The sequence below is a fragment of the Gilliamella sp. B3892 genome (genome assembly GCF_026536305.1).
Classification (GTDB): domain Bacteria; phylum Pseudomonadota; class Gammaproteobacteria; order Enterobacterales; family Orbaceae; genus Gilliamella.
Genome location: NZ_JAFNOK010000002.1, coordinates 37,868 through 54,337 on the forward strand (window position 1 = coordinate 37,868; position 16,470 = coordinate 54,337).

Here is a 16,470-nt window from a genome sequence, read left to right on the forward strand (position 1 = left end):
ACAAATTTGCCACCTAAAGATCGTGATGTTTAAAAGTAGAGAAACAACGCAATTTTTTACTAAAACGTAGGTAGTTTCTGAAACATTTTTACAAAAAATTTATTGCAAAATTCAACATACTCAATGATTTTATAGCGAAGAAAAATAAATATCAAGGCTAAAACTGTTATAAGTCAATGTTTAAGACTGTTGCTGCCATTATTTTTACCAATCAAACGAAAGTAAAACTTTTAAAAAAACGCTAGGATCAAAATGCCGACAATATAATGATGCCAACAGAATATAATTGGTTGTCTTATTAGTAATCATTATGGGAAAAACAGCCACCTTTTCAACGTTAATCAACTGTATAAAAACGATCACATTTTCAATTTAAACAAAATTCAGTATAAAATACCCAAAATAATTTCTGCTACTTTTGATAGCTAATATCGCTATTTAACACTAATTTGTCTATAACTGATTAGAAATAAAACAGAATATAACAGATTAAGTTGATAAAAGTGCAGTAATTATTTTTTTTATATTGAAATGAAAAGATTGAATAATCGTAAAAGGAAGATCGCATGTCAAAAAAATCTGACAATGAAGTAAAAGTCGGAATAAAAGCGTATATTTCACTTATTGTGGCTATACTGTTTTTTTCCGGCCTATTTTTTAATGTAGAGGGAAAAGAGTGGCTAGGTGCATTTGATTTTACCAGCCTAAGTGGTAAATTTGGTACGATGCTTCATCCGGAAAAAAATAGTTTTGTGGGTGAAGGCGGCATCAGTGCTCGAGCTGGTTTTATCTTTGCCCTTTCGCTCATACCCACAGTAATGTTAGCCCTGGGCGTTCTTGAAATATTTACCCACTATGGCACCATTCGAGCTGCGCATAAATTATTAACTCCGCTACTTAAACCTATCCTAGGTGTGCCGGGCAAAACGGGGCTTGCGCTTATCACTGATTTGCAAAGTACCGACGCCGGTGCGGTTTTAACTAAAGAATTATATGATGACAAGCAAATCACCAAAAAAGATTTAGTGATTATCAGCGCTTGGCAATATTCGGGTGCCGGATTGATTAATAATTATTTTTCAATCGGTTCCGCCCTATTCGCTTCGATGAGTGTTGCCATTTTTATTCCTTTAGTACTGATGATTGTACTTAAGTTTGTCGGTGCCATTTTAGTGCGTCTGGTTCTAAACTCAGTTTATAAGAAGGATTTTAGTAATGAGTAATTCACAAAATCAAACCAACAATCCATTAGATATTTTTGTTATTGGCGCACGTAAAGGCTTCAATATTGCCATTAATAACTTAATGCCCAATATCATCATGGCTTTTGTTATTACCGAAATCTTAAAACGCTTAGGGTTAATGCAGCTAATTGGTGATTATTTTTCACCGGTAATGGGGCTTTTTGGTCTACCGGGCGAAGCCATTACGGTCTTACTCACAGCTTGGTTATCCGCTTCAGCAGGTACCGGTGTGGCGGTTAATTTAATTACGCAAGGCTTACTTAGCGCAACCGATGTTACCATTTTGGCACCCGCTATTTTCTTAATGGGCTCACAACTGCAATATATGGGGCGATTGCTGGGCGTTGCTGATGTGCCGAAAAAATACTGGCCATTACTTATGGTAAACAGTATTGTTAATGGTTTAATTGCCATGATTGTTATGCGGTTTATTGTTTGATAAAGGAGATATCAATGTCTACTGTTTTACAACACTATAACCATTTGCATCAGATCCCTGAGCTTGGTTTTCAAGAGCATCAAACAGCGGCTTATATTGCAAACGAGCTTGAAAAAGCAGGTTATAAAGTGACTCGTCATATTAATAATACAACCGGAATAGTGGCGGAGTATGACTCTGGCAAACCCGGACCGGTACTTGCCTTACGGGCTGATATGGATGCGCTTGGGCATATTATTGATGGCGTACATTGTGCAAGACATACTTGTGGTCATGACGGACACTCATCAATCTTGTTAACGGCAGCAGAAGAGCTAATAAAAGAAGGCAATATTAAGCAAGGCCGTTTAAAGCTTATCTTTCAACCCGCTGAAGAGCTAGGCTCTGGCGCTTTAGCGATGATTGCCGGTGGCGCCATTGATGATGTTGATATGATTATTGGTCTTCATCTTCGTCCTAAAGATGAATGTCCAAAAGGTTTCGCATCGCCGGCAATGTATTATTCGGCTTCTACCACTGTGGAAGTTAATATCCATGGTATACCTGCGCACGGCGCACGGCCACATCTAGGCGTCAATGCACTAGATGCCGCTATGATGTCTATTCAAGCAGTAAATACCATTCATCTTGCGCCTAGTTTAACTTATAGCGTAAAAGCGACACGCTGTATTTGTGATGCTGGCGTCACCAATGCCATTCCGTCAAAAGCCTATGTCTGTTGGGATTTAAGAGCACCGACCAATCCGGCAATGGATGAGTTAAAAGCCAAAACCTTACAAGCAATTAAACTCAGTGTAGAAGCGATCGGCGCTAAAGCTGATATTGAAGTATCAAAAGAGATCCCAGCAGCTGAGATCGACAACGAAGTTAGCCAAATCATTACTGAGGCTATCGTTGATGTGTTAGGTAGTGAAGGATTAAAAGATCCTATCTTCACCCCGGGTGGCGAGGACTTTTTTAATTACCCAAGAGAACGTAATGTTAAAGCAGGATTTTGGGGATTAGGTTGTGATTTAACACCGGGATTACATCATCCGGAAATGAAGTTTGATTTATCTGCTTTAGAAAACGGTGTCAAAATTACTAAAGCTTGTGCACTAAAAGTTTTAGGTTAATTTAACCATAACTATGTCGATAATGGTGCCAATCACAACACCAATAACTACGCTAATAACTATGCCGACATATTCGGCATAGTTATCTTCCACCATTTAGCAAGATCTTAAGATTCACGATATTGAACAATATCCTCAATAGTGACCACTGGTAAATGGTGTTTTTTAGCAAACTCAACCACTTGTGGCGCTCTTGCCATAGAGCCGTCATCATTGGTTAATTCACAAATAACCGCAGCAGGTTTGAATCCGGCTAAAGTCACTAAATCAACAGAAGCCTCAGTATGCCCACGACGTGCCAGTACGCCACCTTGTTGAGCAACTAACGGAAACACGTGACCGGGATGATTTAAATCACTGGGTTTTGCATTATCCGCAACGGCTGCTCGAACAGTGGTGACGCGATCGGCGGCTGAAACACCGGTTGACACGCCTTCAGCCGCTTCAATGGTAATCGTGAAAGCGGTATGATTTTTACTGGTGTTATTTGCCACCATCATCGGTAATTGTAATTTTTCACAATAGGCTTTTGGCATGCATAAACAGACAATCCCACTACCATAACGAATGGTCAACGCCATTTGCTCTGTGGTAATTGTTTCTGCTGGCCAAATAATATCGCCTTCATTTTCACGATCTTCATCATCTAACACTAATACGCCTTGACCGGCTTTAAGTGCAGATATCGCATTTTTCACACGCTCAATCGGTGTGCCAAACTCATTTAAATTAAACTGATTCATGGTAGTTACCTATCCTGTTATATACAATTAATTGTATTTACACTTAAATCCAATTTGCAACGAACATGCCGTAAATTTAGCTGACTCATTGCCATATGCGCATTTAGGGCTTTGTCTTCGCTTTTTTATCAATTAAGTATAAATAAATTAAATACCAGAATCAGGGCAAGTGCTTGACCATAGTGATTTTACCTTTCGGTAAATATAGAAAAGATAAGCTACTCTCTTTCATCCAGACTTTAACTGTCGGCTTTGGAATCACACCAAATCTGCTAGACCTTAATCGATTAAAGATATTGAGTGTTTAGTCGGAAACATACCGCACTAAACCAACAAAATAAACGATTAAGCGCTCGTGGGCTATAACCACCGGTGGGGAATTACACCCCGCCCTGAGAATTTTGTCAGAAAACTGACTTAAAACACTATAATACAAAATGCATTAAAAAACACGGACATTTTAAAGAAAAATTGCCGCATATAGCGGCAATAATTAATAAAAGCAATATTGAGCAAAAGCAATAAGTTATTGCATACGAATTTCCCGCATTTTACGTCGCTCAGCTTTACGCATCCACAGCCATGATATAAAACCAATAATGCCGACAATCAATAGAATAATTGTTGCCAGTGCATTGACTTGTGGATCGACCCCTAACCTAACTTTTGAGAAAATTAGTTTAGGCAAAGTCATTGCGCCCGGTCCGGTGACAAAATTCGCAATCACCACATCATCCAGTGATAAGGTAAATGCCAGTAACCAACCCGATACTAACGCTGGGGCGATCATAGGTAAGGTGATAATAAAAAATACCTTAAGCGGATTAGCACCTAAATCGAGTGCCGCCTCTTCTATCGACTTATCTAATTCACGTAAACGGGCACTAATGACCACGGTAACATAAGCGGTACAAAATGTGGCATGCGCCATCCAAATGGTAATTGCGCCACGGTCTTTAGGCCAACCTAATACTTGTCCCATGCCAACAAATAGTAATAACAGTGCCAAACCCGTTATAACATCAGGCATAACCAACGGTGCAGTTGTCATAAATGAGAACAAATTAGCGCCACGGAAACGTCTGAAACGAATAATAGCATAAGCGGCTAATGTACCTAACAAAATAGCCAGCGTTGCTGCGCCAGCGGCAATCGATAAGCTCAATCCGACAGCTTTAAGCAACGTATCATTGTGAATAAGCTCAAAGTACCATTTGGTTGAAAAATCTGCCCATACTGTCACTAAGCGTGAACTATTGAATGAATAGATAATCAATATAATCATTGGGATATACAAAAAGGAAAATACCACCAATAAAATTAGCCCTTTTAAGCAACGACAAACTAACGCAATAGTCACTAGCGTTGTTACAATCAAGCTAAATGTTAAGCAACCAATATAGTAGCTCCCTGAGCCTAATAAACTCAGTCCGGATGATGATATCAACAGCGTTAAAATCATCACACCAAGTAGCGAAGAGATAAAGACGATCAAAGCAGATCGTAGAATAAGTGATGAATTATTCATTTATTTCCCCCCCGTTTGGCTGTTCTGAAATTTGTTGAAATAATATATTGGCACAATTAATATCAGAAGCATCACACTGGCAACTGCCGATGCCGCTGGCCAATCATGGTTATTGAAGAATTCAGTCCAAAGCTGGGTACCAATCATAATACCTTCTGAAGGCCCTAATAGTTCCGGAATGACATATTCACCCACTGCCGGAATAAAGACCAGCATTCCCCCTGCAATAACGCCATTTTTAGTTAATGGCACAATAATTTTGAAAAAGGTCTTAATCGGTTTACAACCTAAATCTAACGCTGCTTCAATTAAGGTCGTATCTACTTTACTTAGTGATGTATAGATTGGCAGAATCACAAACGGCAAGTAAGAATAGACAATACCGATATAAACGGCGAAATAAGTTTTCATAATGATCAGCGGCTGATCAATCACGCCTAACCACATTAAAAAGTGATTAAGTAAGCCATTTGGATTTAAGATACCAATCCATGCGTAAACCCGAATCAAAAACGAAGTCCAGGAAGGCAATATAATCAAAAGTAACAAAATGTTACGGGTTGACGGTTTACATTGTGAAATTGCCCACGCTAATGGATAGCCAATTAAAATACATAATATTGTTGAAATCGCCGCAATTTTTAGTGATTGCAAATAAGAATCAAGATAGATAGTATCCGTGATTAAATTGACATAATTACCGAAGTTCAAAACAATATTGAGCAGTCCGTCATCATAGCTAAACAGATCAGTATAAGGCGGAACAGCCGAAGCTATCTCGGAAAAACTGATTCTAAACACAATTAAAAATGGCAGTAAAAACAGCAATAACATCCATAAATATGGAATAGCAATGACAGTTAACCGACCATAAAGTGTCATCAAATCGGATTCATCCCGCTGTTGGCGCATTTTTTTATAAGCAAAATAAATGGCAACTAACCCAGCAGGAATGAACAATATACTTCCGGCAATAATTAAGCGATAAGCAAATTTAGATGGTTTGTAATTTGCTAAATATAATCCTAAGCATGACAATAAGAAGCTTAATGTCATTGCCGTAAAGAGCGCATCTAAAAATAAGTTATCAAATGCATCAGTTGTTTGAAAACGCCAATAAACATTAAGCAAGACAAATGCATTTAACAACAAACCCAATAAAATGGATCGCATTACTTTATCCTCTTTTGTCTATTCGGTAAGCACAACACAACTATCAACTTCCCAACTTAGGTTGATCACATCCCCCCAAGTTGGCATGCCTTTACGATAGCGATGCTCATTTTGTAACTGTGCAATGATAATTTGTCCGCTAGCCAGTTTAACGTGATAAATCGACAAATCACCAAGATAAGCAATTTCCACCACTTCACCGGTCGCAACGTTATACCCTTCTTCCGGTATTTCATCACATAATTTAATTTTTTCCGGACGTAAGGCAACTTGAATTGGCACACCTTCGACGGCTGGCGAATCATAATCAACTTTGATTGGATGCTTGATCATCGGGCAATTGATAATTAATCCGTCTTCTAAGGTTTCTTGCAAAATACCGTCAAAAACATTAACTGAGCCGATAAATTCAGCACTATAACGGCAATTTGGATGCTCATAAATCTCTTCCGGTTCACCAATTTGGACAAATTGCCCTTTGTTCATAATCGCAATTCGCCCTGCCATTGTCATGGCTTCTTCCTGATCATGGGTCACCATAACGCAAGTGGCGCCCACTTGCTCTAAAATGCTGACCACTTCCAGTTGCATACGATCACGTAGCTGTTTATCCAGCGCTCCCATTGGCTCATCTAATAACAGGAGTTTCGGCCGTTTAGCTAAACTACGTGCTAAGGCAACACGTTGGCGTTGACCACCGGATAATTGGTGCGGCTTGCGTCGGCCAAACTGTTCCATATGAACTAGCGCGAGCATCTCTTCAACACGATGTTTGATCTCTTTAGGATCTAATTTGTCTTGCTTTAAACCAAAAGCAATATTTTGCTCAACCGTCATGTGAGGAAATAGAGCATACGATTGAAACATCATATTAATTGGTCGGTTATAAGGAGGCACTTGTGATAAATCTTTACCATCAAGAATAATCTGCCCCGAAGTTGGCTGCTCAAAACCAGCAAGCATACGTAATAACGTAGACTTACCACTACCTGATGCGCCCAGTAATGCAAAAATCTCACCTTTATAAATAGTTAGATTCACATCATCAACCGCATAATAATCATCATTAAAAACTTTGGTTAAATTTTTGATCTCCAATAATGGAGTTATCATCTTTTTTTTAGGCTGTACCTGATTTGTTGTTTTATCGTTCACTCTTTTTTCCTCTTAACAACAAGCCAAAAAAAACGAGACGGAAAGACTCAACAATCTCTCCGTCTAGAATATATCGTGTAAATAACGCAATTTTTCAATTGACGTTTATCTACCAGTTTTGAGTTTTGTCCATGTACGTGTGATCACACGTTCAAGCTTAGGTTCTTTAACTGTTAAAGTAAATAGTTTTTCCATAACTTCCGGTTTCGGATAAACAGCAGGATCGTTTTTCACTTCCGGCTTAACAAACTGATCATTTGCTACCTTGTTTGCACTAGCAAAATTAACATCGTTAGTGACTTGTGCAGCAATTTCAGGTTTCATAACAAAGTTTAAGAACTCGTGAGCTTCTTCTACGTTAGCGGCATCTTTTGGAATGGCAAAGGTATCAAAAAAGACTAATGCGCCTTCTTTAGGAATTTGATAACCAATATGCACACCGTTTTTAGCTTCGTTAGCTCTATCACGTGATTGTAAAATATCGCCAGACCAACCTAAAATGACACAGATATCACCATTTGCAAGATCGGTAATATATTGTGAAGAGTGGAAATAACGAATATTAGGTCTAACTTTCTCTAACAACTCGTAAGCGGCACCTGTATAATCTTTCGCATCGGTACTATTTGGGTCTTTACCTAAATATTGCAATGCACTGGCAAAGATTTCGGTCGGCGCATCTAAAAATGCCACACCACAATCTTTAAGTTTTTCCATATTTTCAGGTTTAAAGACTAAGTCCCAGCTGTCGACCGGTGCATTATCACCTAAACGCTCTTTAACTTTATCAATATTATAACCAATACCGGTTGTCATCCATACATACGGAATAGCATAAGTGTTATCCGGATCGTGATTTGCCATTAATTTCATTAGATTTGGATCAAGATTTTTCCAATTCGGTAATTTACTTTTATCTAATGGTAAATAGATACCAGATTTGATTTGTCTTGCTAAAAAACTATCTGACGGAGAGACCACATCAAACCCAGAATGACCAGCCATAAGCTTGCCTTCGAGCGCTTCATTGGAATCATACACATCATAAACAAGTTTAATACCGGTGGATTTTTCAAAATCAGCAATAGTTTGATTACCGATTTGACCCGCCCAGTTATAAAAATGCACGACACGATCTTTAGCGATAGCAGATTGAGATAATGCTAGTGAAACACCAGCGATGATTGAAAGAATTGTTTTACGTTGAGTAAACATGCTCACCACTTCTCCTCTAGTTAGGGATATTACATGTTAGACACAAGCCCGTTGTTAACTGACAACGAACCCCCAAATTTTACCATAACCTATTTCTAAATCGTATGGCGAAACCGAGGTAATCAGGTAATCACAAGTCATTAATAATAATGAACAAGTAGAGCTAACCTTGCATTACGAGGGATAAAATACCTTTTTTTTGCCAGATGTCTACATAAAATATCAAATATCTTGAGAATCTGGGCTGAATGATTACATTTTAACCGATCAGCCCGATTTTAGCAGTCTCTTAACAAATAATTTAACGTAATTATTCAGCGGAAGCCTGCAAAGGTTTGCTAGTTGGCTGCCAAACACGGTATTTGACAGTGAGATCACTTGGAACATAAAAAACAATTGGTAAACGGCTGTTATAACCTAATAAACCAATATTGTGATACATAGTGACAAATTGATTATGGTTAGCGCTTTGCGGGCAAGCCATTAAAGTTGAAATGCCGTCATTGACTTTATCAACAACATAATAAGAGTAACCCCAGCCTTTGAGCTCTTCTTGCTTAACCGTGCCGGTTAAACTGCGTGAATTACAATCGACACTCATCTCTTTGCCGATCATAACTTCAACTTGTGCACTGTTTTCATCAGCAAGGCTTGGTAAACGAATAACATAACGAGTATAGCCCGTTTTAGCCTCTGGATAAGGCGCAATTTCATTGATATTTTGTACTGCTTGGGGGACGTTTGGTGATTTTGCACAAGCAGATAATGCAACACCCATTAACATTAATAACATTAATTTTTTCATATTATGCCTCCAACAAAAAATTGAATGTATTGACCATTAACACCTTATCATATGCTTTTTAAAGCATAAAGCGTATAATAACACTATCTTACTCAAATAACATGGTACAAAAATGCCAGCTGAAAAAAATACTTATGATCTATTAAAGTTAATTCTTAACTTACTGCTAATTGGATTATTAATTATTGTGACTTATCGGGTCATTGAGCCTTTCTTATTTGGTTTCTTTTGGGCGGTAATGGTTGTCATTGCAACTTGGCCATTAATGATAAAAATACAACAAAAATTGTTTAACAAACGTTGGCTATCAATTTTAGTTATGGCATTGATATTAGCATTTGTTTGCGTCATTCCGTTTATTTTAATCATTAGTAGCATTGCTCAAAACGGGCATCATATGATTGAATGGGCAAGGACGTTACCCTACAAAGAGTTACCCACATTTGACTGGTTAGAAAACATACCGACGTTTGGTACTGAATTGCATCAAAAATGGTTAGAGCTTAGAAAGACCGACGGCTCAGAATTAATCTCAGATATTCAACCCTACATTGGCACCGTCATCGGTTGGCTGTTAGAACAAGCAACCAATATTAGCGTCTTTATTTTTCATGCCGGAGTGATGATTATTTTTAGCCTTTTACTTTACCTTAAAGGCGAAAGTACCACAAAATATGTCTACCTTTTTGCCAATCGTTTATCTAAACAATACGGAAAAACAACGGTCACCTTAGCGGGTCAATCCATTCGAGCAGTAGCTTTGGGCGTTGTGGTCACCGCTATCACGCTGGCTTTAATTGGTGGCTTAAGCTTTATTGTAACTAAAATGCCATTACCGGGTATTTTAACCTTAATTTTATTTATCTGTTGTGTGGCTCAAATTGGACCTGTCGTTGTCATGCTAGGCTGTATTATTTGGCAATTTTGGGATGGACACACCGTTTACGCTATCGTGCTTATTGTGGTGGCTATCATTTTAACCACCCTTGATAGTGTGATGCGAGCTTATCTAATTAAAAAAGGGGCTGATCTGCCTTTCTTACTGATTTTATTTGGTGTGATTGGTGGTCTACTTGGTTTTGGTATTATGGGACTGTTTATTGGTCCAGTAGTACTTGCGTTAACTTATAAAATTATTCAAACATGGGTTGATGAACAATCTTAAATGATCTGTTTATTAATAAACAATAATGATTAGTGATTTAAACCTTATCCCACATAAAAAGGAGTGTTATTTTCTGATGTAAATTGTGTTATTCTACAATCTATACCAGTTATAATGATATATGAATCATGCGAATACCATTTATAAGATATAATCATCGAAAGCATCTTGATGAATTAGCCAAACTTTCTCAAAATGCTGAACAATATCAGATATTATATGATCCACAAAGTTATCGGTCTGCGTTACTTGAACATATTCAAAAAGCCCAATATCGAATCTATATTGTGGCACTTTATCTTGAACAAGATGAAGCAGGTAAAGAGATCCTTGCCGCACTTTATCAAGCTAAAAAACTCAACCCTAGTCTGGATATTAAAGTCTTTGTCGATTGGCATCGGGCGCAGCGTGGTCGATTTGGCGAAGATAAATCAAACACCAATGCACGCTACTATTATCAGATGAAAAAGCAACATCCGGATATTGATATTCCGGTCTATGGCGTGCCAATTAATCGACGGGAAGTGCTCGGTGTTTTACATTTAAAAGGATCAATCATTGACGACACGGTCATTTATAGCGGTGCCAGTATTAATAATGTCTATCTGCATAAGCTCGATAAATACCGTTATGATCGATATCACTTTATTACCAATAAAGCGTTAGCCGATAGTATGATCAAGTACATTGATGACAACTTTTTACCGTTTGAAGGTTTGCAACGATTAGATATTGAAAATCATAAAACCCGTAAGCAACTGAAATCGGCAATTAAATCGTTACGCCAGCACCTTTCCGGAGCCAATTATCAATATTCCGGCAATGCTGACAACAAATCATTATCAGTTGCGCCTATTGCAGGGTTGGGACGCAATAATGCGTTAAATAAAATTATTCATCATCTGGTTAATATTACTCAGAAGAAAATTATATTTTGCACCCCATACTTTAATCTACCGAATATTTTAGTACGCGACATTATTCGTTTACTACGTAAAGGTCGACAAGTTGAGATTATTATTGGTGATAAAGTAGCAAATGACTTTTATATACCGGAAGATCAACCATTTAACATTTCCGGCGGGCTTCCTTATTTATATGAAATCAATTTAAGACGCTTTATCGAACGTCTGCAATCGTATGTTGATAAAGAGCAATTGATTATTCGTTTATGGAAAGATCAAGATCAAACCTATCACTTAAAAGGGGTTTGGGTCGATAATGACTGGATGCTGGTAACCGGTAATAACCTTAATCCGAGAGCTTGGCGTTTAGATCTTGAAAACGGCATTTTAGTTCACGATCCAAAACACCAGCTAAAACATCAACTACAACAAGAACTTGATACTATTCGTGAAAAAACCACATTGGTTACGCATTTCCAACAAATTCAAGCTAGCCAATTTTACCCTAAGCAGGTACACAAGCTGATTAAAAGACTTAGTCGTATTCGGGTTGATAGAATTATCAAGCGCTTACTGTAGCCAATAAAATTGCTGATTTTGATTTATCAAATTAAGTTATGTTTGATAACAATTATCCAAACCAGCAATAGTATACCAACCATGCTCCGGTAGCCAATCCTAACCGGGGCATAAATTTTCAAACTTATTATTGCTATTTCAATATGTTGATAGCGCCAAAAGATAAATTATCTTGTCAAAAACTTTCAGAAAACACCTATGTTTAAGTAAAAAACATAAATATCGATTTAGAAAGAGATCAAAGGCTTTGTCGGCTTATAAAAATCTATAAAGCTAAGCTTTGCCAAATCATCCAAAGAATAACGACTAGGGTTAGTCATCAGTAAAAGTTAAAAACCCTTGTCAAGAACTTTCAGATAATACCTATGTTTTAGTAAAAAACATAAATATCGATTTAGAAAGAGATTAAAGGCTTTGTCGGCTTATAGAAATCTACAAAGCTAAGCTTCGTCAAATCATCCAAAGAATAACGACTAGGAACTAGTCATCAGCAAAAGTTAAAAACCCTTGCCAAGAACCTTCAGAAAATACCCATGTTTAAGTAAAAAACATAAATATCGATTTAGAAAGAGATCAAAGGTTTTGTCGGCTTATAAAAATCTACAAAGCAAAGCTTTGTCAAATCATCCACAGAATAACGACAAGGAACTAGTCATCAGCAGAAGTTAAAAACCCTTGACAAGAACTTTCAGAAAATACCTATGTTTAAGTAAAAAATATAAATATCGATTTAGAAAGAGATTAAAGGCTTTGTCGGCTTATAGAAATCTACAAAGCTAAGCTTCGTCAAATTATCCAAAGAATAACGACTAGGAACTAGTCATCAGCAAAAGTTAAAAACCCTTGTCAAGAACTTTCAGAAAATACCCATGTTTCAGTATAAAATTATAAACATCGATTTAGAAAGAAATCAAAGGCTTTGTCGGCTTATAAAAATCTACAAAGCAAAGCCTAGTCAAATCTTCCACAGAATAACGACTAGGAACTAGTCATCAGTAAAAGTTAAAAACCCTTGCCAAGAACTTTCAGAAAATACCTATGTTTAAGTAAAAATATAAATATCGATTTAGAAAGAGATCAAAGGCTTTGTCGGCTTATAGAAATCTACAAAGCTAAGCTTCGTCAAATCATCCAAAGAATAACGACTAGGAACTAGTCATCAGCAAAAGTTAAAAACCCTTGTCAAAAACTTTCAGAAAATACCTATGTTTTAGTAAAAAACTATCGTTTTCTTATTCACTTTCTTATTTATTGGTATTTTGTTGCAGGCTTAAAACCATTCTGGCATTTGATGCGCTGGTTGCAATAATATCGATAACACCGGAGCGAAGCGCCCCTAGAATGGCGGTGGCTTTGGTATTTTCTGAGGCGATAGCAATCACACACGGAATATTGCGTAGCTCTTCGATACTTAAGCCAATAACGCGATCATTCATCACTGTATCGACCGGATTACCTTGAATATCGAAAAAGCCATAACCGGCAATATCACCAATCACCCCTTGATTTAACGTGGCGTAGGTGATCTCTTGTGGGGTAAACCAACCGAGTTGAACCATATAACAATTTTCGTTCATATCACCCAGACCAACCAAAGCAATATCGGCTTTAGAGGCTCTTTCTAAGGTATCTTTGATCACTCGATTTTGCATAAATGCACGTTTTAACTCACGGTTTTCAACATAAGCTGGCGCATATAATGTTTCGCTGGTGGCGTTAAATTTTCTGGCAAGGCTTCGACTAATATGGTCAGCATCGATAATCTCGCCAACTCGTTGTGTACCACCAATTCCACAAATAAATTTACACTGTTTTTCGGGAAATACACCAATATGGCTGGCAATGGCAGCCACATTACGACCCTGCCCCACGGCAACAGTCATGCCGTTTTTTAAGGTGCTTGATAGGTAATTAGAAACTAGCGCAGCAACTTGCCGGCGTTGTTCATCTTCATCTTGATGATCTAAAGCAATCAGTGCCCGTTTGATACCAAAATTATTAACAAATTGCTGTTCTATCCGTGAGCTAAAGACAGGATGATATTTAACATTGATTTCAACAATCCCTTCAGCTCTCGCTTTTTTTAATAAACGACCAACTTTAATCCGTGATATACCAAATCGCTTTGCAATCTCTTCTTGAGTCTGTTCATACTCATAGTAGGCAACTGCGATTTCGGTAAGTAGTTCTGACTCTTGTTTATCATTGAATATATCCATTGGTGCGCCTTGTGTTTTATCTTAGCTTTGCTGATTAATAGCGGATAATATATTACAAAAACCTTTAGCTTGCCATGCACTGCGTCCAATAAATAAGCCATCGATGTTCGGTTGCGCAATCAATAAAGTTGAATTTTCAAGGTTTACGCTGCCTCCATACAATAAAATTATTTTATTCGCTATCTCGGTGCCATACATTTCAGTTAGGGCAAGTCTGAGTCGATGATGAATAGATTCTGCTTCTTCCGGTGTAGCCGGAACGCCATGTTCACCAATTGCCCAAATAGGCTCATAGGCAATGATAACTTGTTCAACTTGCGTTTTGTCGACGCCATGCAGGGCAATTTTCATCTGTTTAACTACGGCTTCATGCGACACGCCCCACGCTTTTTCTTGAGCACTATCACCAATGCATACTAAAGGGGTGAGCTGGTGCTTTAATGCCGCATGTACCTTTTTATTGACAGCCATATCGGTTTCGCCAAAAAATTCCCGCCGCTCTGAATGCCCCATTTCCACCAGTTTAGCACCGGTATCTTTTGCCATAATCGGCGAAATTTCACCGGTAAAAGCGCCTGAATCTTCAAAATGCATATTTTGTACGCCGGTTAAACAGTTCAGATTATGGCGCTGTATATAGTCAGATACTTCACGAACGCAGGTAAAAGGCGGAATAACAAAAGGTTGGATTTGTTTTTTTAAATTTTCCGGATAGAAGGTTCTTAACTGTTCACAATACAATAGCGCATCAGCTAATGTTTTATTCATTTTCCAGCTAGTGCCAATATAGATTTTTTTCATGATTCATCCTGTAATTAAAAATAGTTGGGCGGTAAATGGCAACGCTCAATTTTAATCAGAAACAACAAGCTTATACATAAGCGAAAACAGACTATTCAGTTTGGTATCTATTGCTTAATAATTTATGTAATTAGATCAATACTTAGCGTTATTAAAAATGACGTTTAAAAATTAAAAAAACACTTCATACAAGTAACAATACCGGTATGAAGTGCAAAATGAATGACTAGTTAAGACCTAACCGTTTTTTGTAATTTTTAACGTGATAATCTGTTGCTTTGATCGCTTGAATCACATCATCAGCCGTCACCTCAAAAGGCATGCTATGAATAGTTTCAACCGGATCTACCGCTTTTTTACCGATAAGTTCAAACTCTTCATCGGTAATTTTATCTAAGTGAACTTCCTCGAGCGTAATAGGTAAACCGAGTTTAAGATAGAGGTCGATATAACGCTCCAATTCAGCAATCGGTCGCCCTTCTAAAACCAATTGAGCTATTGTGCCATACGCCACTTTTTCACCGTGGGTTAAATGATGCACATCACCCGGTACCGCAGTAAAGCCGTTATGAATTGCATGAGCGGCGCCTAATCCACCATTTTCAAAGCCAAGACCACTTAATAACGTATTGGCTTCAACCACGGCTTCTAAAGCTGGGGTAACCAATTTCTTTTCATTTGCTTCTACTGCTAAAAGCGCATATTCAAAAATGGTTTTTTCACACTCTCTGGCAATAGCTTCACCGGCTATGGTGGCAATGCCGCCAGCATCAGTTTTATGACAGCTACGAATTGAAGTTCGTGCTTCAACCCATGTAGCTAAACCGTCAGCAATCCCCGATTTTAATGAGCGAACTGGCGCATTAGCAATCACTCGAGTATCGACTAATACCAAATCCGGATTTTTATAATGGTGCCATAGGAAATCAAACACGCCGTCTTCGGTATAGACCACTGACACTTTAGCCGTTGGCGCATCGGTCGAGGCGGTGGTTGGTACGCACACTTTTGGAATGTTATATTTTGCGGCTAAGGCTTTTGCAGTATCTAACGTTTTACCGCCACCGACACCAATAATGGCATCAAATTTTTTATCTTTATACTCATCGAGCAGTCGATTGATTTCAACCATAGAGCACTCACCATTAAACACAGCTTTGGTAATGTCTAATCCTGAGTTGGTTAATGAATCTGCCAGTTGATTTGCCGCTATATTCCAGATGTTTTGATCGGCAAGAATTAAAAAATGCGTTCCAAAAGGTTTAATATACACATCTGCTCGTGTAAGTAAATCTTTACCCTGTACATATCTGTTAGGACTAACAAAAACCTTATCCATAATTACTACCTCTTTTTATGACTTTTTACTCACATTTCATCATCC

At 37.9% G+C, this 16,470-nt stretch carries 13 protein-coding genes, 1 pseudogene and 1 riboswitch; of the genes and pseudogenes, 5 read left to right on the top strand and 9 right to left on the bottom strand.

The window, feature by feature from the left end:
- Nucleotides 1–566: 566 nt before the first annotated feature.
- The 3 genes from J3U74_RS02875 to J3U74_RS02885 are packed head-to-tail and all read left to right on the top strand — an operon-like array spanning nt 567 to nt 2,798.
- Nucleotides 567–1,223 (top strand): nucleoside recognition domain-containing protein, encoded by a 657-nt coding sequence (locus J3U74_RS02875; RefSeq protein WP_220219398.1) that lies wholly within the window; start codon nt 567–569, stop codon nt 1,221–1,223.
- Complete coding sequence (locus tag J3U74_RS02880) at nt 1,216–1,683, top strand: YjiG family protein (protein WP_267329731.1); 468 nt, start codon at nt 1,216–1,218, stop codon at nt 1,681–1,683. Before J3U74_RS02875 ends, J3U74_RS02880 begins: the two co-directional genes overlap by 8 nt.
- Nucleotides 1,684–1,697: 14 nt before the next feature.
- The gene (locus J3U74_RS02885; protein WP_267329730.1) at nt 1,698–2,798 is read left to right on the top strand and encodes a M20 peptidase aminoacylase family protein; all 1,101 of its coding nucleotides are present in this window, start codon (nt 1,698–1,700) and stop codon (nt 2,796–2,798) included.
- A gap of 107 nt (nt 2,799–2,905) precedes the next feature.
- Here the strand turns inward: J3U74_RS02885 and ribB are convergent, their stop codons facing one another.
- From ribB to eco, 6 genes and pseudogenes are all read right to left on the bottom strand, one after another.
- Nucleotides 2,906–3,541 carry a 3,4-dihydroxy-2-butanone-4-phosphate synthase gene (gene ribB, locus J3U74_RS02890; RefSeq protein WP_267329729.1) on the bottom strand — a complete coding sequence of 212 codons (636 nt, stop codon included), beginning with the start codon at nt 3,539–3,541 and terminating at the stop codon, nt 2,906–2,908.
- A gap of 216 nt (nt 3,542–3,757) precedes the next feature.
- Nucleotides 3,758–3,945: riboswitch (FMN riboswitch) on the bottom strand.
- Between the two features lie 122 nt (nt 3,946–4,067).
- Entirely contained in the window at nt 4,068–4,826 is a 759-nt protein-coding gene (locus J3U74_RS02895) for an ABC transporter permease subunit (protein WP_366518694.1), read from the bottom strand.
- 243 nt (nt 4,827–5,069) lie between these two features.
- Nucleotides 5,070–5,942: pseudogene (locus J3U74_RS02900) on the bottom strand (ABC transporter permease subunit); the annotation flags it as partial.
- Between the two features lie 318 nt (nt 5,943–6,260).
- The gene (potG, locus tag J3U74_RS02905; protein ID WP_267329727.1) at nt 6,261–7,397 is read right to left on the bottom strand and encodes a putrescine ABC transporter ATP-binding subunit PotG; all 1,137 of its coding nucleotides are present in this window, start codon (nt 7,395–7,397) and stop codon (nt 6,261–6,263) included.
- Between the two features lie 105 nt (nt 7,398–7,502).
- Nucleotides 7,503–8,612, bottom strand: coding sequence for an extracellular solute-binding protein (locus tag J3U74_RS02910; protein WP_220219392.1), 1,110 nt, complete (start codon nt 8,610–8,612; stop codon nt 7,503–7,505).
- Between the two features lie 310 nt (nt 8,613–8,922).
- Complete coding sequence (gene eco / locus J3U74_RS02915; protein ID WP_220219391.1) at nt 8,923–9,417, bottom strand: serine protease inhibitor ecotin; 495 nt, start codon at nt 9,415–9,417, stop codon at nt 8,923–8,925.
- A gap of 112 nt (nt 9,418–9,529) precedes the next feature.
- On the opposite strand from eco, the gene ydiK reads away from it, so the two are divergent.
- The gene (ydiK, locus tag J3U74_RS02920; RefSeq protein ID WP_220219390.1) at nt 9,530–10,582 is read left to right on the top strand and encodes an AI-2E family transporter YdiK; all 1,053 of its coding nucleotides are present in this window, start codon (nt 9,530–9,532) and stop codon (nt 10,580–10,582) included.
- A gap of 128 nt (nt 10,583–10,710) precedes the next feature.
- Nucleotides 10,711–12,066 (top strand): CDP-diacylglycerol--serine O-phosphatidyltransferase, encoded by a 1,356-nt coding sequence (gene pssA, locus J3U74_RS02925; RefSeq protein WP_267329726.1) that lies wholly within the window; start codon nt 10,711–10,713, stop codon nt 12,064–12,066.
- A 1,244-nt stretch (nt 12,067–13,310) separates the two neighbouring features.
- On the opposite strand, the gene J3U74_RS02930 is transcribed toward pssA, so the two are convergent.
- The 3 genes from J3U74_RS02930 to J3U74_RS02940 all read right to left on the bottom strand — a co-directional run bounded on the left by J3U74_RS02930 (nt 13,311) and on the right by J3U74_RS02940 (nt 16,428).
- A complete protein-coding gene (locus J3U74_RS02930; RefSeq protein ID WP_220219388.1) occupies nt 13,311–14,285 on the bottom strand; it encodes a sugar-binding transcriptional regulator in 975 nt (324 codons plus the stop codon).
- Between the two features lie 21 nt (nt 14,286–14,306).
- Complete coding sequence (locus tag J3U74_RS02935) at nt 14,307–15,086, bottom strand: triose-phosphate isomerase (protein WP_267329725.1); 780 nt, start codon at nt 15,084–15,086, stop codon at nt 14,307–14,309.
- Nucleotides 15,087–15,312: 226 nt separating this feature from the next.
- The gene (locus J3U74_RS02940) at nt 15,313–16,428 is read right to left on the bottom strand and encodes a glycerol dehydrogenase (protein WP_366915701.1); all 1,116 of its coding nucleotides are present in this window, start codon (nt 16,426–16,428) and stop codon (nt 15,313–15,315) included.
- Nucleotides 16,429–16,470: the final 42 nt, after the last annotated feature.